Origin of the sequence: Streptomyces sp. 1331.2 (genome assembly GCF_900199205.1) — a bacterium.
Classification (GTDB): domain Bacteria; phylum Actinomycetota; class Actinomycetes; order Streptomycetales; family Streptomycetaceae; genus Kitasatospora.
Genome location: NZ_OBMJ01000001.1, coordinates 1,769,635 through 1,788,576, shown reverse-complemented (window position 1 = coordinate 1,788,576; position 18,942 = coordinate 1,769,635). Strand labels below are relative to the sequence as shown.

The following is an 18,942-nucleotide window of genomic DNA, read 5'->3' as shown; positions in this document are numbered from 1 at the left end:
CTCCATGAAGGCGTTCCTGGGCCTGAGTGCCGACTTCATTGATCGCATGGCGAATCCCGTATATGGGGCGGGCGTTAATCAGGCGTACGCCTCCCGGTTCGCTGATCTCCTTCGACGTGACGAGAGACTGCCCGCTCAGCTCTCGGCTGATGATCTGTCCGAAGTTGACACAGATCTGCTCTCCATGCAGTCCTGGATCTGGTACCTCAAATGGCTGACAAAGCAACAGGAATTACCTCGGGATGAATTTCTTGACGCCCTCTATGAAGACGCCGGCGATTCCCTACTCCGCCTCATCATATTCGAATCGGTGATGACCAACCCAGTGGTGGTGCGCCGCTACAGCAACATCCATGAGCAGTGGGCAGTGCCTTTGGAAGAACTCCCGCCCTGCTGGCCGCGCAACCTTGTCCTTCATCTGGTTTCGGCAGAGCCAGCGGGGGCGCGCGACATCGAAAGCAGGCCGACCGAACAACTGCCGGAAGTTCTGGAGTTGGCATTCTCCCTGCTCCAGGTGGGCAACGCCGCCGCTCTGGCGATGCTGCGCGGGCTTCTGGCGTATCAGTGGCCAATGCGGGGCGAATTGATCAGCCTTGTCGACACAGCGCTCTTGCAGTCCTCAGGCTTGGAAGCCTCAGAGTTGGATCAATGGAGGCGTCGGCTGGGACTCCTGTGAGCAGGGCCCGCGACCTGCGCGTATTCGTGGATGAGGCCTCCGAGGCGGATACGCCTGGATGACACGCGATGGAGCATCGACGGCGGGCGGTTCGGCGCGCCGACACCGTCGGGGCATCGCTGTCCAAGTGATCGGTGGGCCGATATTGGCGCACCCTGGGTGGCCCACTTGGCGGTGACGATCCCGGTGGCATAGGCGATGTGCACCCGTCTGGTGCCGTGCTCGATGAGGCGATCGCCCCGCACCCGGGTCTCACCGAGGACCAGCTGCTTGCCATGATCAGCCGTCATGGTCCCCGCGTGGCCGCGAAGGCCGCCACGAACCCTGGCGCGCCTGCGATGGTCCTGGAGCACCTGACCCGTCAGCCCGCATCCGCGCGCAAGGCCCTCCGCGAGATCGCCCGCCACCTGAACGCCTCGCTCCCGACGCTTCTCGCCTGTCTGGCGGACCCTCAGGCCTGCCCCGTCGTAGCCACGCGTCCGGAGCTTCCTCGCGCCGTCCTCGTCGACCTGCTGGCCGACCAGGACTGGCAGGTCGCGGCGGCGGCCGCCGCCAACCTTTCCCTCCCCACTGACGCGATGAGTGCGCTCCTGCCGTGAGTCGCGGACTGCTCGTGCTCGTCGGGCTGTCGGCGGCGGCCTGTTCAATGTCCGCCATGAACGTTCACGAGCTGGTGTCCGCGTTGGCCGATCCCGATGTCCTGCGTGCCCGCTGTCGGGCGCTGACGCTTCTCGACGTCGTGCTCGACGGCTTCGCTCCGAAGCACGGCTACTTCCCGGGCTGGCGTGAGGGCGTGGACCTGGCCACGATGGAGAGTGGTTCCGGTGATCTGTACGGGATCGTCTTCGATCCGGCCGGGGTCTTTCTCTACGGCTTCGACCATGAATGCGACGCCACGCCGTGGAGGGAGTGGCCCAGGGCGCACTGGCCTGGGCTGCTGGAGGGCCTGCCCGCCGCGCTGGCGCGCTACCCGGCTGATCCGGAGCTGCAGTTCGAGGGCTTCTTCGACGTGACGGTGTGTGCCTGGCGCGAGACGGGCGCGACCTCGTGGCAGTGCGGTCCTGTGGTGTTCGGGCTGGGGGAGTCCGATGGAGCTGGTTGGCTCTTCGGGGTGCTGACCGACGGCAGTGCCGAGGCCGTCTGCAGTGACGCGGAGGACTACTACGAACGGCCCGTCGACCGGCAGGCTGTCGCTGCGCTCCTGGCGGGCGCCCCGCTGGACCCTCGGACGGTCGGTGCGCTCAATCCGGCGGCGGACTTCGAGGCGATGGCCGAGCGTGCTCGCCTACTCGGCTACGCGGTGGCGGACGCCTGAACGGGCGGACGGCTGTGCCTCCTCTTGTCGGTGCTCGTGAGTAGGGTGCGTCCCCAACGTGGCTTCACTGTAAGGAGGATCTTTGGGAGCCAAGACTGGTCTGCTTGTGTACGCCGACGGGGACGTGCCTTGTCGCCTGGGGGAGGTGGGTGAGGCGGACCTGGGGCGGACGACCGCCATGATGCGGTGCCTGTACCCGGGCTGGGTGATCGAAGCGGCTGCCGGCTCGAACCTGTGGGACGGGGTCTACCCTCCGGACGGTCGGGCCTACGCGGGGAGCTGGCCAGGGGTGGAGTTGGTCTGCGATCGACGTGTGATGGTCGATCTGCCGTCTCAACTGCCGGATGAGCTGGTGGCGGCAAGCGCGGGCCGGCGGATGGTGCTGCACGCCATGCACAGCGTGGTTGACTGGCTGGCCTTCGGTGTGTGGGAGGACGGGCGCCTCATCCGCTCGCTGAGTCTGTCCCCGGACAGCGGGATCGTCGAGAACATCGGCGAGCCGCTGCCCTTCGAGGTGCCCTACTGGGCTGGGGAGCGCCGTGCGGAGGTCATCCCTTGGCCGGACGAGGATGACGAGCCGTACGCGCTACCGTTTCACCCGCTGGAGATGGGCGAGGACGCACTGCGTGCGCTCTGCGGGTTCATCGTGGAAGGCCGCCCGGATCCCGGTGACGTGGATGCGGACGCCATCGGGCTTCACGGTTTCCTCGTGCGGGATCCAGATGCTCCGGATCCCGCAGTGAAGGAGGCCGCGCTCAGGGCCGCGGCAGCCATGGGGCCGCCGCGTACCTATGTGCTGGGCCCTGACGGCACGTTGATCAAGCGGGATGCTCTCTGACCCATGGCTCCACCGTGACCGTGGCACCGGCTGCGCGCAGATCCTCGGCATGCCGTCGCGCGGCCTTCTCCTCTATCCCTTCGAAGAGCAGGACCGGGGGTGTGTCGGTCACGGTCTGCTTCGCGTGCCACAGGCCGCCGCCTGTCACTGTGCGGAACGTCTTCGCGACCTCCAACGGGCTGGGGCCGGCGCCGAGGAGCACCACGTTGTGGGGGATGTCGTCGCAGACGAGCGTGAAGTAGGCGGTCATGTGTGCCGCTCCTCGGGCTGGTAGCGGCGCACGCAGCGGAAGTCCGTCACCGCCTCGCCTCCGCGTGAGGCTGCGGTCGGAACTCGTGGACCACCTCGATGCGGCCGACGATGTGCCGGTTGAACCCCTCCAGCTCTTCCGCCGGTACCCACAGCTCGAGGATCGTGCGTCCGCCAGCCTGCTGGACCGGGTAGCGGGCGGCAAAGTTGGCGTCGATCTCGAACCTGGTGACGTAACCGACGCCGGAGGCGGGCATGTTCCAGTCCCGGGCGATGCGAATCGCGTAGTCCTCGTTCAGCACCGGGTAGAAGATCGGCTGCTCGGGCAGGCGAGGCGGCCAGGCCCGCCAGCCCGATGCCTCGACCAGGGCCAGCTCCTGCGGGCCGGTCGGACGCCAGAGCGTCAGGGTCTTCGCCCGGGACATTGCGTGCTCTCCTTGATCCTCTGGGTGGGCGCTCACCGTAACCGCGTCGGCGGCCCGGCGGCGAATGGTTTCGGTTCCCGCGATTGGACACTCGCGCGCAGTGGGCAGCTCACTTTCGATATTCGCTCGCACTGCCTGCCGGAAGCCTCCTACGATCGGTGCATCACCAAGCGTTGAGCGCTGGGACGCAAGCGGGGCTGTAACCCCTGCTCCCTTAGGGATAGCGAGGTTCGATTCCTCGGCAACGCACTGGTCCGTAGCTCAGTTGGAAGAGCAGCCGTCTCCAAAGCGGCGTGCCGCAGGTTCGAGTCCTGCCGGACCAGCAAAGAACTAACCGTTTTCGCAGAACTCCCGAAATGGGCGACCAGCACAATCCGGCAGGCAAGAGAATTAGAAGCTGTGGCCGTGTTCACCTGGGCGAGCAAGGCTACAATGAGGTTGTGAGGAACGTCACAGCTGAGATCGTCATCGCGAACCGCTTCTCACGCGCTTCTCACGGATTGGGCGTCATGAGGCGACATCAGGTGTCATGCGGGGTGGACGAGATAGGCCCTGACCTGCGCGATTCGGACTGGTGAACATCAGTCAGACATCCGTTCGACCGCTGGGGGTCAAGGGGTCGCAGGTTCAAATCCTGTCGTCCCGACTTGCATCACTGCAGGTCGTAGGCCGTTTCCGCTTCTGGCGGGAGCGGCCTTTTTGATGTTCCGTCGGCTGGTGGTCGCAGTGTGGTCGCATCCGCCTGGCGGTGGTTGGGCGTTGTTCTGGTAACTCGGTTCTCCTTCCGACCTCTTGATGAGGGTGAGCTGGTTGCGGAGCTGCGGATTGTGGTCGCTGGGTGGTCGCGGTCTGGGTATGCGGGTTTCCGGGGTGCCGGTTCTGTCGATGGCGGTGAGGGTCTTGTCGATGGTGTCTACGGCGTCGCGGGCGGCCCGGGCGGTGAGATGGCTGTAGATGTTCGCGGTCGTCGACAGGGTCGAGTGCCGCAGGGTCTTGGAGAGCACGGTCAGAGGGACGCCGGCGGTGATGGAGATGGTGGCGGCGAGGTGGCGTAGGTCGAGGTGGCGTAGGTCACGGACGGTGGTGCGGGAGACGTCGGCAGCGCGGCTGAGGTCGTGGAAGTGGTTGAGGACGTATTCGGGGTGGAGCGACCGGCCGTCGGGGCGGTGAAAGACGAGACCACCGCCGGGGGCTCCGGCGGGTGCGGGGGCTCGGTCGTCTGCGCGGTTGCGGAGGGCAGTGGCGACGCGTGGCGAGATGGCGACCCAGTTCTTGCTGGTGCGGGTCTTGGGTGGGGTGAGGACGAGGCGGTTGTTGTCGACGGCGGCGAGTGAGTAGCGGACGAACAGGACGCCGTGGTTGAGGTGGACGTCGTTCCAGTGGAGCGCGAGGGCTTCGCCTTTGCGCATGCCGGTGCCGATGAGGAACTCGACGAGGTCGGCGAAGGGCGGGTCGACGGCGTGGCAGTAGCGGAGGAAGTGACGGCTTCGTTCGTCGTCCAGATGTGGCGTTCGGCGGCGGCTGGGCGGGGGATGACGGCTGGCCGGGCGGGGTTGGTGGCCAGGCGGTGGTGTCGGACGGCGTCTCCGAGCGCGCTGGAGAGGGTGGCGAGGATCTGGTGGGCGGTGACGTGGCCTCGTCCGCGGGCGAGTTGGGTGTGGACGAGGCCGACGATGTGGGGGTAGCTGAGGTCGTCGAGCCTGATATCGCCGGGGGAGGGGATGAGGTCGTTGGCGACGTAAGCGCGGTAGCGGGCCATGGTGGTCGGTTTGAGGACCAGAGCCTTGGCCCTGAGCCAGGCGGTGAGGTAGTCGGCGACAGTCGGGTTGGGGTCCGCGGTGAAGCCGCCGTTGTGGCCTTTGAGCCAGTCGGCGCAGGGCGGCTCGGGCTGATTCCTCGGTGGGGTATCCGCCGCGGCGTACGGTGTGGCGGCCGGGGGTGGGTGCGGGCAGGTCGACGGCGAGGGTCCAGGTGCCGTGCCCGGGGTCCGAGACGAGAGCCGGGCAGCGGGCTCCGAGCTGGTGGTGGTGAGGGTCGCGGCAGCCGCAACGGCGGTGGACACGTCCAAGACCGACGACGGGGCGCATCGTGATCGCTTCCAAAGATCAGGCAGGGATCTGTGCATCCATTGTCGGTCGCTCTTTGTCGAACCCTGCGACCACAGTGCGACCACCTTGCCGTCATTTGGGGCCCTGAGCTGGGGCGATCCCTTAATGCGGCGACAAGTGCGATGACCGTGCCTGTTTGGCGATCCGGTCGAGATCCTCCTGATCACCGACACCGGGCGCGCCTTCCACGAATAGATCGAGGTGCGCACCCACACTCGAACGGCCCGTCCTGGACGCCCTCCGCGACGACCTCGAATGGACTGCGCGGGCCTGGGTGTCCTCGTCGGGGCCCGCAACCAGGCCGACCGCAGCGGCGGGTGCCTGGTCTTCGCGGGGCCGGTCGGTTCGTGGCCAGGCTGCTGAAACTCACCGGCCTCGACCGGCGCCTGACCGTCGAGCCCTGACCGGGCCACCGACGGCGTTCGCGCCCACCCACGGGACGGAGGGAGACACACGGTGACTCTTCGATGGGAGGCGTTCCCGGACCAGGTCCAGGAACGCGGCGAATACGACGCACCCCAGGAGGCGGAGCGGGCGGCCCGCGTCGTCTTGGCCCTGCTCGGCGCCCACCTGGTCGGCGACGTACGCGCCGAACTGGCCGCGCGCCTGCCCGAGACCCTCGCTCTGATCCTGCTCAACCCCCTGCAGGCCGCCGAATCGCTCAGCCCCGAACGGTTCGTGCGCGCCACCGCGGCCTGGATAGGAGGCGCCACCGAGGTCACCGCCCTGTGGGACATCGGAGCCGTCCTCAGTACCGCAGCCGATGCCGCCGGCGACGACCTCATGAATCAGGTACTGCTCCAACTGCCGCCCGGCTACGACCTCCTGTTCGGCCGCCCCGCCCCCGGCCAACGCCCCTGACCCGACCGCTCCGGGCCGCCGCGCTGCCCGCGGCGGCCCGCCCGGAAGGCCATCGCCATGACCCGGCACCGCCGCCCGATCCAGCAAGTCCGCACCCTCGGCCGCTACCCCAGCGAGGAGGAAGCCGAACGCGTCCTGGATGCGGTCCTCGCCGTGCTCGGCTCCCAGCTCACCGGCGACGAACGCTGCGACCTCGCCACAGCACTGCCAGGCCAGGCCCGCGCCACCTTCGCCTTCCAGATCCCGCTGCCCGAACCCGTCGCAGCTCCCTTCGTCGAAGCCGTCGCCCGCACCCTGAACACCAGCCTCACCGCAGCCCGGTGGAACGCCTCCTCCGTCCTGGCAGCCCTGGCGGACCTCGCAGGCGAACGGCTCACCGACCGCCTCCTCGCCCACCTGCCCCGCGGCTACGCGCTCCTGTTCGGCCGCGCCGACCTCACCACCGCCGCGTAGCGGCAGCGCAATGTCAGCTCGCCCAGCGGGCGACGCCGCCACACGCCGACGGCGGGGTTGTCCCGTCCACTTCCGGCCTGCGCCTTCCCACTACGCGGCACTGAGCGTCCTCGAATGGAAGGGGTGCTTGCGTTGGCCTCGGCGCTCAGACCGAGGCACGCTGAAACTTGCAAGGCCCCACGACACGGGCCAGGTGAGCCTGCCGGTCCGGGTAGGCCCGCGCCCGGGGACCGGGCCGCGCGAAGGGAGCCATGATGATCCAGATAGGGGACATCCGCGAGTGGCGTACCCACGACGTCGTCGATGCCGACGGGAGCAAGATCGGGACGCTGGAGGCGATCTACGTGGACACCAGCACGGATGAGCCGGCCATGGCGACCGTCCAGATCGGCATGCCCACCCAGCACCGGCTGGTCTTCGTCCCCTTGAACGACGCGAGCGTCGGACCGGGCTATCTCAAGGTTGCCTACGACAAGGCGCTCGTGAGGGACTGCCCTGCCATCGGCATGGATGACATCCTGCCTGCTGAGGACGAGGACGCCGTCTTCCAGCACTACGGCCTGGCCTACCAGAAGGGTGCCGGCGGCGAGCGGCAGCTCGCCCGCCGCTGAGCGCCCATACGCGGCCGAGGAGGCTCGTCATGGTCCTGATCCTGGCTCTGGTTATCGTCGCGATCGTGCTGGGCATCATCGGCGCCGTCGCTCACGGATGGGTTTTCCTCCTCGTCATCGCGATCATTCTCTTCGTCGCCGACATGGCCTACGCCGGCATCCGCTGGTCCCGGCGCTCAGGCCGACACCCGACGCGCTGAACCACCACCTGCCCGGCCGCGGTGCGGCGGAAGACCGCAACCGCTGTCACCCACATGTGCGGGCATGCCGCGTGGATGCAGCCCCGGCTGCCGCCGCCACCGCGTCCCGGCCTTCCTCCGTCTCGTTGGACGAGAATGCGGATGCCGCAGTTGCCCGTCGCACCTCGGACGCCATCACCCGACCTCCTTCACCACCCCGATCGTGGCGGCCCCTGACCCGATCCAGCCCTTCCTCGCTCTCCTGCCCCGCCCTCTTCCGGCGGCGAGGAGGAGCGGGAGTCAGTGACGGGGTCTGTCGTGATGGTGTGGGGTGTCGGGCGGTGGTTTGCGGGTGTCGCGGGGTTCGGGGTGGGGCTCTTCCTCGGGTGGGTGACCGGCTGCGATGCCTCGTCCGCGTTCCAGCTCGAAGTTGAACTCCAGGCCCAGCAGGATCGCGACGTTGGAGACCCACAGCCAGAGGAGGAAGAGGATCACGGCTCCGATGCTGCCGTAGGTGCTGTTGAGGCTGCTGAAGTTGGCGACGTAGAGGGCGAACGCGCCGGAGGCGATGATCCACAAGGCTACGGCGACCAGGCTTCCGGGCAGGATCCAGCGCAGCTTCGGTCGTTTGGCGTTGGGCGCGGCCCAGTAGAGCAGGGTGACCATCGCAGTGACGATGATGACGAGGATCGGCCATTTGGCGATGCCCCAGACCTGTACGGCGTTTTCGCTGACTCCGAGGAGCTTCCCTGTCTTGGTGGCCAGGGTGCCGGTGAAGACGACACCGGTAGCGGTGAGGGCGAGGAGCACGACGAGGACGATGGTCAGGGCGAGTCGTGTGGGCAGGGTCTTCCAGAGTGGGCGGCCTTCGTCGATGCCGTAGACGTGGTTGGCGGCGCGCATGAAGGCCGCGGTGTAGCCGGAGGCGGACCACAGGGCGAGGATGATTCCGATGGCCAGTGCGATGCCTGCCTTGCCCTGGGCGTTCTGGAGTTGCTGCACGACGGTGGTGAGGATCTGGCGGGCGGACCCGGGGCCGAGGTCACGAATGTGGTCGAGCAGCGGCTTGGTGGCGGAGCTGCCGATCAGCCCCAGGATCGACACCAGCGCGAGCAGGGCGGGGAAGATCGCCAGCAGGCCGTGGTAGGTGAGCGCGGCTGCGGCGTCGCTGAGGCTGTCGGCCTTGAACTGCTTGGTGGTGCGTTTCAGGACTCCCCACCACGACCTTTTGGGCAGGTCGGTCGGGCTCTCGGCAGGGCTGGCGCCACGGGTGGCGGGCCTGGTCTCGTCAGCTGTGCTTGTGTGCCGGTGTTCGTTCTCGTGTCGTGACATGGGTGCCAACCCGGCGTGCGGAGTGCCTGTGTTCGGGGCGGGGCCTCAGTCCTTCACCACCTGGTAGATGCCGTAGATGACCCCGGGCACGTGGCCGCACAGCTGGAGGAGGAAGGCCCAGAGCACCTTGATACTCGGCCCGTCCTTGATCAGCACTGCCAGGAACGGCAGGACCAGGCACAACAGCACCAGAAGGACCTTGACCATGATCATTCCTCGTTTCGAGGTGCGATGGCCGGCGGCGCGGTAGCCGCTTCTTCATCGTCTCACCGTCGGCCGCCCGGCGGGGAGGCGCCGAGCCGGAACGGCGGGTACGTGTGGGTGGACAACCCAGGGTGTCCGCGCGCATGGGCCCTACCCCGGTCGATCCTGCCGTCCCTGTTCGCGCTGGTATCCCGGGCGGCGCGGTTCGACTGTGGGTCTGCAGCAAAAATTTCCGGAGCGCGCCATGATCATCATCATCGGGCTCATCATCCTGGTCGCCGCGGTAGTCGTCGGCGTGGCGGGCATTCTCACCAACACTGGCAGCGGACACGCGCTCACAGGCGGGTTCGAGGTGTTCGGCTCCACGTCACCGGCTCCACCGGCACGCTGTTTATCGTCGGGGCCCTGGCCACGCGACACACCCCCGCGCGGAGACCGCCGCCGGCAGGGAGCGCGACGACCTGATCGGCCAACGCGACACCGCCCGCGTGGAGACCGCCGCACAGCGGAACGACTCACCTCCAGACGACCCGCATCCCAGCCCCGGCGACGGTCATCGGAGCTGGACGCACCCGTTCGGGCACCGAGCCGCCCATCGGTAGATCGCCGCCACCACATGCGCAGACCACTGACGGGCCACCGCCCCGAAGCGCCCGCCACCCTCGAAGGGCAGCCCCGATGAGTATCGCCAAGAAGATCGCGCACCAGGCCGAAGCGGTCAAAGGCGGCGCCAAGAAGACCGTCGGCCGCGTCACCGGGAACCGGCGCCTGCAGGCCGAAGGCCGCGGTGACCAGGTCAAGGGCAACACCAAGCAGGCCGGAGCGAAGATCAAGGACGCCTTCAAGCACTGATCACCGCGCCCCGCAGGCCCGCCGTGGCGCGCGGGGCACGGCGCTGCCCCGACTCCACTCCGGCTGCGCCATTTGCTCGGCGACGGCATCGACCGTGGTAGTCAGCATCCATGCCGATGCAGTCTCCCGATGCCGAAGGCCGTCCGTCCCTGTTCGGGCGGCTGCGCCGGATAGTCCGCCGTTCGCCGGCCGGACGCGGATGGAGGCAGGGCAGCACTCTCGAACTGTGGCAGCGGTCGCTCGGCTTCGCGGCGCTCGGGTTCCTTACGCTCGTGCCGCTGCTGATCGTCATTTCAGCGGCCGATCCGGCGCACGGACAGGGCTTCGCACAATGGCTGGGCGAAGGACTCGGAGTGTCGGCGCCCTCAAGGAAGAAGGTCGAGCAGCTGATCGCCCTGCCCGGCCAGACACTGCGGACCACGACGGCGTTCAGCCTCGCCGCCCTCGCCGTCTTCGGCCTCTCTTTCGGGGCGGCGGTGCAGACCACCTACGAGAAGGTCTGGGGCCTACCACCGGCCCGCTGGTGGGCCAGGTGGCGGCACCTCGTGTGGCTCGCCGCCCTCATCGGGCTCCTCCTCCTGTCCGCCACCACAACCCTGTGGCGGCAGACCCCGGCCGGCGGCCTCGCCGCAGTGCTGAGCGCCACCCTGTTCCTCTGGTGGTCACAGCGGTTGCTGCTCGGCGGACGGGTCCGATGGAGCGCCCTGCTGCCCGGCGCCGTGGCCACGACCGTCGGGCTGCTCGGCCTGAGACTCTTCTCCCGGCTCGTCTTCTCGCCGCTGATCGCCACCAACACCCTCGCCTACGGACCGATCGGCACCGTCTTGGTCATCCAGTCCTGGCTCGTCGGCGTCGGCGCCGTCGTGTACGGCGGCGCACTGACCGGCCGGCTGCTCCACGAAGAACTCCCGCGCGTGGCACGTGCGCTGAAACGGCGAAGGTGAGATCCGAAAATCCCACTTCGAACTTCACCTCGGTGAGGTAGGGCTTCTGCTGTTGCTACCTGAAACCGTGTCACGGGTTGTCACACGCCCAGCCTCACTTGCTCGCGCGGCAAGGATCCCGCCGGCCACGGCTGGGTTCCAGGAACAGACATGCCGGCAGCTGTTCGGTTCACAAGATCAACCAGAGGCCTTCCCGCGAGGAAGTCCATCAGCAGGTGAGTCGAGACGACCTGAGCAGGCTCGTTCACCACCTGCTTGCACTCTGGGGGGGTGGACATCAGGAGCGACGAAAGCATGCACGACCGGCGCCGACCACCGGCCCCAGCCGGACCCGCCAGCGGCGGTATCGACGGTATGCCCGGACGGACAGGGCTCCAGTCGTGACAACTGTCCAACAGGGCAGCGGTTCCAGTCGCGTTCGTCCATTGGCCGCCCCGTGCGGCAGGCTGCCGCTGCGGCCCGGCTTCTCGAGCGGCACCGCACACTCATGTCGATGGGGCGGCGCACCGATCGTGGGCGTGCGCATCGCCGGGGGTTGGCCTACTTCGTCCGGGGTGGGAGGCGGAGGGTGAAGCGGGCGCCGCCGCGCGGGTTGGTGCCGACGTCGAGGGTGCCGCTGTGGGCGTGGGCGACCCAGGAGGCGATGGACAGCCCGAGGCCGGTGGAGCCGGAGCCGCTGTGGAAGCGCTGGAAGAGGGAGTCGGCGAGAGCCGGGGGGATGCCGGGTCCGGCGTCGTCGATGGTCACCGTTCCGTCGGCGGCCACGGTGACGTCGACTTCTGCGGGCAGGCCCGGGGCATGGCCGTGGAGGAGCGCGTTGCCGAGCAGGTTGGCCACCGCCCGCCGGAGCAGGTCGGGATCGGCGACCACGACGACCGGTTCGGTGTGGACGCTCACGTGGTGCTCGCCGGTTTCGACGTCGTCGACGACCACCTCGACGAGCTGGTCCAGGCGTAGCGGCTGGCTGGCCAGGGTGCCGACACCGGCCATCAGCCGGGCCCGGGTGAGCAGGCCGTCGATCAGGTCGCCCATCCGGGACGCCAGGCGCACGGTCCGTTCGAGCGCGGCGGTGCGGTGCTCGTCGTCGCGCAGCGCGGTCTCCGCGAGGCCGCGTAGCGATGCGGTGGGTGTGCGCAGGTCGTGGGCGGCGTCGGCGAGGAACTCCTCCTGTTGTTGCAGCGCTGTCAGCGCCGGCCGGATCGCCCGCCCGGAGAGCAGGTGCCCGGCCACGGCGGACAGGGCAACCAGGACCGCACAGCCGGCCACCAGGAGCAGAGCCAGTTTGCGGTGCGCGGCCCGGTCACCGGTGGTGTCGTCGGCTGCGACCACCGCGCCGGCCGTCGACTGGCCGTTGGCTCCCGCGTAGGGCTCGGCGAGTAGCCGGATCCGGTGGCCGTTGTCGCTGCGTGCGTCGACCACGACGGCCGATCCCTCCCGCATCGCTTCCGCGGCCACCGCTTCCAGGTCCTCGGTGTGGGCTCGGATGCAGGGCTTGCGCGGGGTGTATGAGACGGTGGGCTGGTCGGCCGTGCCGGTCACCACGGTCACCGGCGGGCAGTCGGTCTCCGTCCCGTCCTGCAGGTACTGCGTGTCGAGCCGGCCGTTGTCGTCGAAGCTCAGGAGCAGGGTCGCCTGGCGGGTCTGCAGGGTGAGCGCGTCGTCGAGCCGGTCGCTCCAGGAGTTGTCGTCGGTGTGGATGGCGAACGCCGCCAGGCCGATCAGTCCGATCGCGCTGGTGAGAGAGAACAGTGCGGTGAGTCGCCGGCGCAGCCGCCGGATCCGGGCCGCTGCCGTCATCCTCGGCCGCCGACGCCGCTGCCGGGCGGCGCCAGTCGGTAGCCCACCCCGCGGACCGTGTGGATCAGCGGCGGGTCGCCGAGCTTGCGGCGCAGCTGGGAGACCAGCACCTCGACGACGTTGGAGTTCGGCTCGGTCATCTCGTCCCAGCATTTCTCGATCAGGTCGGCGCGGGGTACGGCCTGGTCCGCCCGGGCCGCGAGCAACTCCAGTACGGCGAACTCCTTGCGGGTCAGCATCAACAGCACGCCGTCCCGGTGCACCTGGCGGCGGGCGGTGTCGATCTCCAGGTCGGCGAACCGCTGCACCGGGGGCCGGACGGTGGCCGCCCGTCGGCACAGGCTGTGCACCCGGGCCGCCAGCTCGGGCACCGCGAACGGTTTGACCAGGTAGTCGTCGCCGCCGACGGCGAACCCCTCGACCCGGTCGGCGACCGTGTCCCGGGCGGTGAGGAACAGCACCGGGACGGTCCGCCCGGCTCGGCGCAGCTCGCGCACGTACTCGACGGCGTCCCCGGAGGGCAGCATCCGGTCGAACACCGCGCAGTCGTATTCGGTGACGAACAACGCCTCGTCGGCGGCCGGCAGATCGGCCACCTCGTCGACGGCCAGCCCCTCGCTGCGCAGTGCTGCGGACACGGCAAACCGCAGGTCATCGTCGTCTTCGGCCACCAGTACTCGCACGGCGGTCAGGATAGCCCGATGTGCGGCCCGGGCCGCCCTCATCAAATCCTCAGCTTCGCCCGGCAATCATCTGTGAGGTCACAGCGGAGCGAACCGGCAGGAGCCGAGTAGCGCGGCCGTTCGCCCGGGAGATACGTGGGCGGACCGGCACGCGGCGCCGTGAGACACCCCCGGGCGCGATCCCCCACGCGCCCGGGGACCGCCAGCGGCCCGGCGGATGGAGCCCTCGGCCCAGCCGCCCCGGGCCGCCGAGGTGGTGCCGGTGCCGCTGACCACTGCGGGCGTCGTGCGCAACAACCCTGCCAAGTCCCTCTGGAGTACCCCCATGAAGCACCCGACGAGCAAGCGTGCCGGCCTGATCCTGGCCTTGGCCGCACTCGGCGTCACGGCACTTGCCGGATGCATCCCGGCGTCCGGGGACACGGCTGCGGAGGGCGCCGACACGGCGCCGACCGATTCCGCGCAGCAGAGCGCTTTGCAGACCTTCTACCGGCAGAAGCCGACCTGGACCACGTGCGGCGAGCTGCAGTGCGCCACGTTGACCGTCCCGGTGGACTACGCGCACCCGGAGACCGGCCAGACCTTCACCCTGCCGCTGGCCAGGTCCGTCACGGCGGATCCCGCCCAGCGCATGGGCTCCCTGGTCTTCAACCCCGGCGGACCGGGCGAATCCGGGGTCGAGCAACTGAAGTCCGGCGGCCTCTCCTCCTTCAGCGAACGGGCGCGCGCCCGCTTCGACATCGTCAGCTTCGACCCGCGGGGCGTGGCCGGCAGCAAGCCGGCCATCGACTGCGGCTCCTCCGACTCCTCCGACCAGGACCAGCCCGAATCCGACTCCGCCTCGACGAGTGCGTATCCGAAGACCGCCGCCGAACGCAGCGCCGCGCTCGCGGACGCCGAGAAGCAGGTTGCCTTCTGCAAGGCCCGCAGCGGAGCCATCCTGCCGCACGTCGGGACGCTGGACGCGGCCCGCGACATGGACGTGCTGCGCGCGGCTCTCGGCGACGAGAAGCTCAGCTACCTCGGCTGGTCCTACGGCACCTACCTCGGCACCGTCTACGGCGAACTGTTCCCGCACCGGGTCCGCGCGCTCGTCCTCGACGGCGCCGTCGACCCCTCGCTCGACTGGTCCGAGGCCGCCCTCCAGCAGGGCAAAGCCTTCCGGAAGTCGGTGGACGACTACGCTCGGCAGTGCGCCACCGTGGTCCACGACGCCTGCCCCGCCACCACCCCGGACGGAATCCACAAGGTGATCACCGACCTGCACCGGCGGACGGCCAAGCACCCGCTGCGGATCAGGGGCACCACCGAGCGGCTCGACCAGAACATGCTGCTCGCCGCCCTCACCAAGTCGATGTACTCACCCGAGTCCCAGTGGCAGGACCTGTCCGAGGCGCTGCGCGCCGCGCGGGGCGGCGACGGGACGAAACTCGCCGAGATCGCCAGCCCCGGTATATCCGGCCAGCCCGCCCAGGCCGGCAGCTCCGACCCGGGCAGCTCCGGCGAGCAGGCCCCCGACAACTCCTCCGTCGCCATCACCGCCGTCAACTGCCTCGACCAGCCACACTCGAGGGACGCGCAGCCCTACTGGGAGCTGCTGGAGCGCGCCAACCAGGAGGCCGGAGTCTTCGGCACCTCCGCCGTGCTCGCCGAACTCACCTGCAAGGGCTGGCCCGCCGGACACCAGCAGCCGCACCGCGTGAACGCCAAGGGCCTGCCCCCGGCCCTGGTCGTCGGCACCACCGGCGACCCGGCCACGCCCTACCAGTGGTCGCAGGGTCTCGCCGACCAACTGCCCGGCGGCATGCTGCTCACCTTCAAGGGGACCGGCCACACCGCCTACGGCCGCAGCAACGCCTGCGTCAACGACGCCGTGGACGCCTACCTCATCGACCTCAAGCCGGTCCCGAGCGGCAAGGCCTGCTGAACGGCCGGCACTCCCGTCGCGCCACCCTCGCCCCCGCTCACGGCTCGCACCACTGGAGACCTTCCACATGCCCATCGACATGTCCCTGGACTCCTTGCCCGCGTCAACGCTTTACCAGCCCCTGCAGCCCGACGATCCGGCCGAAGTAGGCGGCTACCGGTTGCACGCCCGGCTCGGGGCAGGCGGCATGGGGCGGGTCTACCTGTCCTACACCCCCGGTGGCCGGCCCGTGGCCCTCAAGACGGTCCGGCCGGAGTTCGCGCAGGACACGGAGTTCCGGGGGCGCTTCGCACAGGAGGTCACCAACGCCCGGCGGATCCATGGGCTGTACACCGCCCAGGTGATCGACTCCGGCGCGGACGACGACGTGCCGTGGCTGGCCACCGCGTACGTTCCGGGCCCGTCGCTGCAACAGGTGGTCCGGGAACACGGCGCGCTACCGGTGCGCACGGTCCTGCTGCTGATGGGCGGGATCGCGGAGGCGCTGCAGGCGATCCACGGCGCCGGAGTCGTGCACCGGGATCTCAAGCCCGCCAACGTGCTGCTCGCGGCCGACGGTCCGCGCGTGATCGACTTCGGCATCGCCCGCGCGGCCGACGCCGTCGCGCTGACCGGCACCGGTTTCCGGATCGGTTCGCCCGCCTTCATGGCGCCCGAGCAGGCCCTGGGCAGGCCGGTCACGTCCGCGACGGACGTCTTCGCGCTGGGTTCTCTGGCGGCGTACACCGCCGGCGGCACCCAGCCGTTCGGCGAGGGACCGGAGACCACGGTGCTGTACCGGGTGGTGAACGAGCAGCCGGATCTCGGCCGTGTCCCGGGCGACCTGCGCGCGCTGCTGCTGCGCTGCCTGGCCAAGCAGCCCGAGGACCGGCCGACCCCCGCAGAGATCATCGAGGCCGCCCGCAACCACCCCGCTGCGGGCGGCGGGCTGCGCTTCGCCGACGACTGGCTGCCCACTCAGGTCAGCACCGACATCACCCGCCGCTCCGACCTGCCGCAGGACTTGGCCGCCGCGTTCTCCCCCGACGTCGTCGCCGCCCAGGCCCCGCCCGGCTCCTACGGCGCTGCGCAGCCCCTGCCCGAGGTGCCGACCGCTCTGCTTCCGCCCCCACTGCCGACCGTCGCCGCTCCCGCGATACCCGCGGTGGGCAAGCCCTACCGCAAGGGCGCGACCTGGAAGACGGTACTGCTGCTGTCGGCGTTGGTGGTGGCTCTCGGTGGCACGGTCGGCGGCGTGCTCCTGTCCCACAAGCTCGACCGGATCCTCGCAGCCACGGGATTGGCCGGCGACAGCCCGACGGCCGGTGACACCGGCCCGGACACGCCGGCACCGGCGGCCGACGGCCCGGGGCCGACCGACCCGGCGAGCCCGGCCACGTACACCGCGGCGTACACCGATGCAATCCTGACCGCACCCGACGACTCCTACGACTTCGACATCGAGACCGGCAAGTTGATCCCCGCGCAGTCCACCGAGTGGTCCGTAGGGCACAACGCCAACGAGTTCCTGATCCCGACGGGAAGCGACGCCGCCATCACCCCCAGCGGGCGGCCAACCCCGGGCGATTGCTCGACGGCCATCGACCGGCAGCCGGCGACGGCCCTCGACTTCAGTGACCTGCCGGCCGGCCGAGCCTTCTGCGTGCGATCGAGAAGCACTCACGCCATCGCGATCGTGCGGGTCATCTCCGTGACCGGCAACGGCCCGGTGAAGGTCTCGATGGACCACTACCGCAGCGACAGCTGACCTCCGCTCCCCATCCGGCGGCCGTCGCTGGAGCATGAGCGCCGCGAACGCGGGCGGGCGTGTGCGGTGAGGAGGCTCCCGTCCTGAGACGGCTCCGGTCATCGGTTGCTCGGCCGCCGAGGAGCCGGGCTTCATCCGGGCACGCGGCGGCGTATTCCGGGGTGATGTCCGCGCACCTATCCGCCGGATCAGGGGTGCCGCCGGGTGCGGGAGCCGACGGCGGGAAGTCAGGGTCGGGGCCGGCGGCGAACGGCCTGGTGTCGTCCGCTGCCGACCGTTGTCATCCGTCTGCCCGCGGGTCTGCGGTCGGCGCGCCCGCGGCTGTCAGGAGGTCGGTGCCGGTACGTGTGTTGGCCGGGTCGGACGCCGCTGTCATCAGCCACTCGGCGGCGGAGGCCTCGGCCTCCGGGGGAATCACCAGGAGCTCCAGGCGTAGAGGGGTGAAGGAGCACACGATCACCTCGTCCGCGTCCTGCTCCTGTTCGAACCACCCGACGTGGATGACATGGCCTGCGACCGGGACGCGCCGGGGGATGGCCGGCCAGTGCGTCGGATTCACGGTGACACGGGTGACCTTCCCCCACGTGGGGTCCAGTGCCGTCGCCAGTGGGGGAAGTTCGCGCAGGAGGTCGTGCGAGCGCGGCCACCAGGCCCCGTCCAGCCGGCCGCGCGTGGCGCCCTCGGGTGTCAGTGAGAGGCGGACCGCCGGCTCCGGCCCCGGTGGCTGGGCGGCGGCGGGATCGGAGGTCGCGGTCATGTCGAAACACCTGCCCTGGGCTCGTCCTTGGACGGCCTCGTGCTGCCGCCGGGGCACGGCAGTAGCTCGCAGGCCGTGGACGGTGCTCTCTTCCACCGTACTCCGGCCACAGCCCCGGCATCCGGGGTGAGCAGGGGCGGTCGGTGGGTTGCCGTTGGTCGACCTGCGTCTTCGTGAAGGCCGGCTCGGAGGCCGGGGGAAGTCGCCGGAAACGTCCGAACAACGCCTGTACGCATGGGCGCAGAGTGTGCGCACCGTGGTGCCGGGTAGGGCTGCGGCCGGTCACTGCCGAGGGGGCGCCCGCCGTTCTGGCGTGGCGAGGAGGCCGGCGTCGGCCCATCGCAGAGCCCGGTCCAGCAGATGACCCAGGAGCCGCTCACCGAAGCCCTGCATTTCGACCGGTCCACCGCAGTCGTGCGGTTCTTCCGTGCGAACTCCGCCACGAACCACGGTTTTCCCGCAGCAGTACTCTCCGTCGGCCGGCTTCCTCGCCCGGCCTCCACGTGGATCGGCGCAGGACTCCCCGGCACTTCCCCTGTCCCGGCATGGCGCCGGCCCTCACCTGCGACACCTCGGCCAGGATGGATCCTGTGACCGTGGGGTGAGCCACAGGAAATATCTCGGGTAGATATTCTGGTCAAACGTCACGCAGGGGAATTTTCAGATACTGACTCATGTGCGCGGCGGACTCGAAGTCTCACATTAAGGAGTATCCTGGAAAATACCGGAAGAAGTTACCGGTAGGACGATCGCGAGGAGGCGAATATGCTGATCACTGAGGCAGGATCCCCGGCTCTGCGACCCGTGATCGAAAAAATGTCCGCCTTTTCGGTGGGAAAGATCACAGGGTGAATGGGGGTCAGGGGGGGTGCAGATTCAGATCCTGTTGCCCCGGTCGGCGCTACGTTCATGCAGGCCGGAAAGCCGTTCCCCGCAGGAATGCGGGGAACGGCCTTTTCTGGGGCGGGCCGTGTGCCGTGGTTC

20 protein-coding genes and 1 tRNA gene are annotated in these 18,942 nt (G+C 69.4%); 13 read left to right on the top strand and 8 right to left on the bottom strand.

Annotated features, from left to right (window positions below; translation table 11 throughout):
• The first annotated feature begins 4 nt into the window (after nucleotides 1–4).
• The 4 genes from CRP52_RS07430 (at nucleotide 5) to CRP52_RS07415 (ending at nucleotide 2,829) form a co-directional block, all read left to right on the top strand.
• The gene (locus CRP52_RS07430; RefSeq protein WP_097235678.1) at nucleotides 5–676 is read left to right on the top strand and encodes a hypothetical protein; all 672 of its coding nucleotides are present in this window, start codon (nucleotides 5–7) and stop codon (nucleotides 674–676) included.
• A 218-nt stretch (nucleotides 677–894) separates the two neighbouring features.
• Nucleotides 895–1,275, top strand: a complete 381-nt coding sequence (locus tag CRP52_RS07425; protein ID WP_097235677.1) for a hypothetical protein — start codon at nucleotides 895–897, stop codon at nucleotides 1,273–1,275.
• Nucleotides 1,276–1,331: 56 nt separating this feature from the next.
• Nucleotides 1,332–1,991, top strand: coding sequence for a hypothetical protein (locus tag CRP52_RS07420; protein WP_179852714.1), 660 nt, complete (start codon nucleotides 1,332–1,334; stop codon nucleotides 1,989–1,991).
• Nucleotides 1,992–2,097: 106 nt separating this feature from the next.
• On the top strand, nucleotides 2,098–2,829 hold the full coding sequence (locus CRP52_RS07415) for a DUF6928 family protein (protein WP_441349061.1): 732 nt from the start codon (nucleotides 2,098–2,100) through the stop codon (nucleotides 2,827–2,829).
• Here the strand turns inward: CRP52_RS07415 and CRP52_RS07410 are convergent.
• Together CRP52_RS07410 and CRP52_RS07405 are read right to left on the bottom strand one after the other, a co-directional pair.
• The gene (locus CRP52_RS07410; RefSeq protein ID WP_097235675.1) at nucleotides 2,810–3,079 is read right to left on the bottom strand and encodes a ribosomal protein L7/L12; all 270 of its coding nucleotides are present in this window, start codon (nucleotides 3,077–3,079) and stop codon (nucleotides 2,810–2,812) included. The two genes, CRP52_RS07415 and CRP52_RS07410, sit on opposite strands and share 20 nt — an antisense overlap.
• 46 nt (nucleotides 3,080–3,125) lie before the next feature.
• On the bottom strand, nucleotides 3,126–3,503 hold the full coding sequence (locus tag CRP52_RS07405) for a hypothetical protein (RefSeq protein ID WP_097235674.1): 378 nt from the start codon (nucleotides 3,501–3,503) through the stop codon (nucleotides 3,126–3,128).
• Between the two features lie 250 nt (nucleotides 3,504–3,753).
• Here CRP52_RS07405 and CRP52_RS07400 point away from each other — a divergent pair.
• Nucleotides 3,754–3,826 (top strand) — tRNA-Trp (locus CRP52_RS07400).
• Between the two features lie 288 nt (nucleotides 3,827–4,114).
• Here CRP52_RS07400 and CRP52_RS39315 read toward each other — a convergent pair.
• Nucleotides 4,115–4,912: a site-specific integrase gene (locus CRP52_RS39315; protein WP_257032342.1), complete on the bottom strand. Its 798-nt coding sequence runs from the start codon at nucleotides 4,910–4,912 to the stop codon at nucleotides 4,115–4,117.
• 1,155 nt (nucleotides 4,913–6,067) lie between these two features.
• Between CRP52_RS39315 and CRP52_RS07390 the strand changes: the two genes are divergently transcribed.
• The 4 genes from CRP52_RS07390 to CRP52_RS38095 all read left to right on the top strand — a co-directional run bounded on the left by CRP52_RS07390 (nucleotide 6,068) and on the right by CRP52_RS38095 (nucleotide 7,736).
• Nucleotides 6,068–6,472: a DUF2267 domain-containing protein gene (locus tag CRP52_RS07390; RefSeq protein ID WP_097235672.1), complete on the top strand. Its 405-nt coding sequence runs from the start codon at nucleotides 6,068–6,070 to the stop codon at nucleotides 6,470–6,472.
• Between the two features lie 57 nt (nucleotides 6,473–6,529).
• Nucleotides 6,530–6,925 (top strand): DUF2267 domain-containing protein, encoded by a 396-nt coding sequence (locus CRP52_RS07385; protein WP_097235671.1) that lies wholly within the window; start codon nucleotides 6,530–6,532, stop codon nucleotides 6,923–6,925.
• 254 nt (nucleotides 6,926–7,179) lie between these two features.
• Entirely contained in the window at nucleotides 7,180–7,536 is a 357-nt protein-coding gene (locus CRP52_RS07380; protein ID WP_097239901.1) for a PRC-barrel domain-containing protein, read from the top strand.
• Nucleotides 7,537–7,565: 29 nt separating this feature from the next.
• Nucleotides 7,566–7,736, top strand: coding sequence for a hypothetical protein (locus tag CRP52_RS38095; RefSeq protein WP_179852712.1), 171 nt, complete (start codon nucleotides 7,566–7,568; stop codon nucleotides 7,734–7,736).
• A gap of 279 nt (nucleotides 7,737–8,015) precedes the next feature.
• Here the strand turns inward: CRP52_RS38095 and CRP52_RS07375 are convergent, their stop codons facing one another.
• Nucleotides 8,016–9,047 carry a YihY/virulence factor BrkB family protein gene (locus tag CRP52_RS07375; protein WP_097235670.1) on the bottom strand — a complete coding sequence of 344 codons (1,032 nt, stop codon included), beginning with the start codon at nucleotides 9,045–9,047 and terminating at the stop codon, nucleotides 8,016–8,018.
• Nucleotides 9,048–9,092: 45 nt separating this feature from the next.
• On the bottom strand, nucleotides 9,093–9,254 hold the full coding sequence (locus CRP52_RS07370) for a YqaE/Pmp3 family membrane protein (protein WP_179852711.1): 162 nt from the start codon (nucleotides 9,252–9,254) through the stop codon (nucleotides 9,093–9,095).
• Nucleotides 9,255–9,929: 675 nt separating this feature from the next.
• On the opposite strand from CRP52_RS07370, the gene CRP52_RS07365 reads away from it, so the two are divergent.
• Both CRP52_RS07365 and CRP52_RS07360 read left to right on the top strand, forming a co-directional pair.
• The gene (locus CRP52_RS07365; protein ID WP_097235668.1) at nucleotides 9,930–10,103 is read left to right on the top strand and encodes a CsbD family protein; all 174 of its coding nucleotides are present in this window, start codon (nucleotides 9,930–9,932) and stop codon (nucleotides 10,101–10,103) included.
• A gap of 110 nt (nucleotides 10,104–10,213) precedes the next feature.
• Nucleotides 10,214–11,047: a YhjD/YihY/BrkB family envelope integrity protein gene (locus CRP52_RS07360; protein WP_097235667.1), complete on the top strand. Its 834-nt coding sequence runs from the start codon at nucleotides 10,214–10,216 to the stop codon at nucleotides 11,045–11,047.
• Nucleotides 11,048–11,587: 540 nt separating this feature from the next.
• Here the strand turns inward: CRP52_RS07360 and CRP52_RS07355 are convergent.
• Together CRP52_RS07355 and CRP52_RS07350 are read right to left on the bottom strand one after the other, a co-directional pair.
• Complete coding sequence (locus CRP52_RS07355; RefSeq protein WP_097235666.1) at nucleotides 11,588–12,844, bottom strand: sensor histidine kinase; 1,257 nt, start codon at nucleotides 12,842–12,844, stop codon at nucleotides 11,588–11,590.
• Entirely contained in the window at nucleotides 12,841–13,527 is a 687-nt protein-coding gene (locus CRP52_RS07350) for a response regulator transcription factor (protein ID WP_257032341.1), read from the bottom strand. The genes CRP52_RS07355 and CRP52_RS07350 overlap by 4 nt, the downstream gene beginning before the upstream one ends.
• A 325-nt stretch (nucleotides 13,528–13,852) precedes the next feature.
• On the opposite strand from CRP52_RS07350, the gene CRP52_RS07345 reads away from it, so the two are divergent.
• Both CRP52_RS07345 and CRP52_RS07340 read left to right on the top strand, forming a co-directional pair.
• On the top strand, nucleotides 13,853–15,454 hold the full coding sequence (locus CRP52_RS07345) for an alpha/beta hydrolase (RefSeq protein WP_097239900.1): 1,602 nt from the start codon (nucleotides 13,853–13,855) through the stop codon (nucleotides 15,452–15,454).
• 67 nt (nucleotides 15,455–15,521) lie between these two features.
• Complete coding sequence (locus tag CRP52_RS07340; protein ID WP_257032340.1) at nucleotides 15,522–17,201, top strand: serine/threonine-protein kinase; 1,680 nt, start codon at nucleotides 15,522–15,524, stop codon at nucleotides 17,199–17,201.
• Between the two features lie 280 nt (nucleotides 17,202–17,481).
• On the opposite strand, the gene CRP52_RS07335 is transcribed toward CRP52_RS07340, so the two are convergent.
• The gene (locus CRP52_RS07335; protein ID WP_097235664.1) at nucleotides 17,482–17,958 is read right to left on the bottom strand and encodes a DUF5994 family protein; all 477 of its coding nucleotides are present in this window, start codon (nucleotides 17,956–17,958) and stop codon (nucleotides 17,482–17,484) included.
• Between the last annotated feature and the right edge of the window lie 984 nt (nucleotides 17,959–18,942).

Excerpts from the sequence above, each read along its gene's own strand:
- CRP52_RS39315 (WP_257032342.1), bottom strand. The coding sequence starts at position 4,912 with ATGCGCAAAGGCGAAGCCCTCGCGCTCCACTGGAACGACGTCCACCTC.
- CRP52_RS07355 (WP_097235666.1), bottom strand. The coding sequence starts at position 12,844 with ATGACGGCAGCGGCCCGGATCCGGCGGCTGCGCCGGCGACTCACCGCA.
- CRP52_RS07370 (WP_179852711.1), bottom strand. The coding sequence starts at position 9,254 with ATGGTCAAGGTCCTTCTGGTGCTGTTGTGCCTGGTCCTGCCGTTCCTG.
- CRP52_RS07430 (WP_097235678.1), top strand. The coding sequence starts at position 5 with ATGAAGGCGTTCCTGGGCCTGAGTGCCGACTTCATTGATCGCATGGCG.
- CRP52_RS07345 (WP_097239900.1), top strand. The coding sequence starts at position 13,853 with ATGAAGCACCCGACGAGCAAGCGTGCCGGCCTGATCCTGGCCTTGGCC.
- CRP52_RS38095 (WP_179852712.1), top strand. The coding sequence starts at position 7,566 with ATGGTCCTGATCCTGGCTCTGGTTATCGTCGCGATCGTGCTGGGCATC.
- CRP52_RS07340 (WP_257032340.1), top strand. The coding sequence starts at position 15,522 with ATGCCCATCGACATGTCCCTGGACTCCTTGCCCGCGTCAACGCTTTAC.
- CRP52_RS07375 (WP_097235670.1), bottom strand. The coding sequence starts at position 9,047 with ATGTCACGACACGAGAACGAACACCGGCACACAAGCACAGCTGACGAG.
- CRP52_RS07335 (WP_097235664.1), bottom strand. The coding sequence starts at position 17,958 with ATGACCGCGACCTCCGATCCCGCCGCCGCCCAGCCACCGGGGCCGGAG.
- CRP52_RS07365 (WP_097235668.1), top strand. The coding sequence starts at position 9,930 with ATGAGTATCGCCAAGAAGATCGCGCACCAGGCCGAAGCGGTCAAAGGC.
- CRP52_RS07385 (WP_097235671.1), top strand. The coding sequence starts at position 6,530 with ATGACCCGGCACCGCCGCCCGATCCAGCAAGTCCGCACCCTCGGCCGC.
- CRP52_RS07405 (WP_097235674.1), bottom strand. The coding sequence starts at position 3,503 with ATGTCCCGGGCGAAGACCCTGACGCTCTGGCGTCCGACCGGCCCGCAG.
- CRP52_RS07380 (WP_097239901.1), top strand. The coding sequence starts at position 7,180 with ATGATCCAGATAGGGGACATCCGCGAGTGGCGTACCCACGACGTCGTC.
- CRP52_RS07420 (WP_179852714.1), top strand. The coding sequence starts at position 1,332 with ATGAACGTTCACGAGCTGGTGTCCGCGTTGGCCGATCCCGATGTCCTG.
- CRP52_RS07360 (WP_097235667.1), top strand. The coding sequence starts at position 10,214 with ATGCCGATGCAGTCTCCCGATGCCGAAGGCCGTCCGTCCCTGTTCGGG.
- CRP52_RS07410 (WP_097235675.1), bottom strand. The coding sequence starts at position 3,079 with ATGACCGCCTACTTCACGCTCGTCTGCGACGACATCCCCCACAACGTG.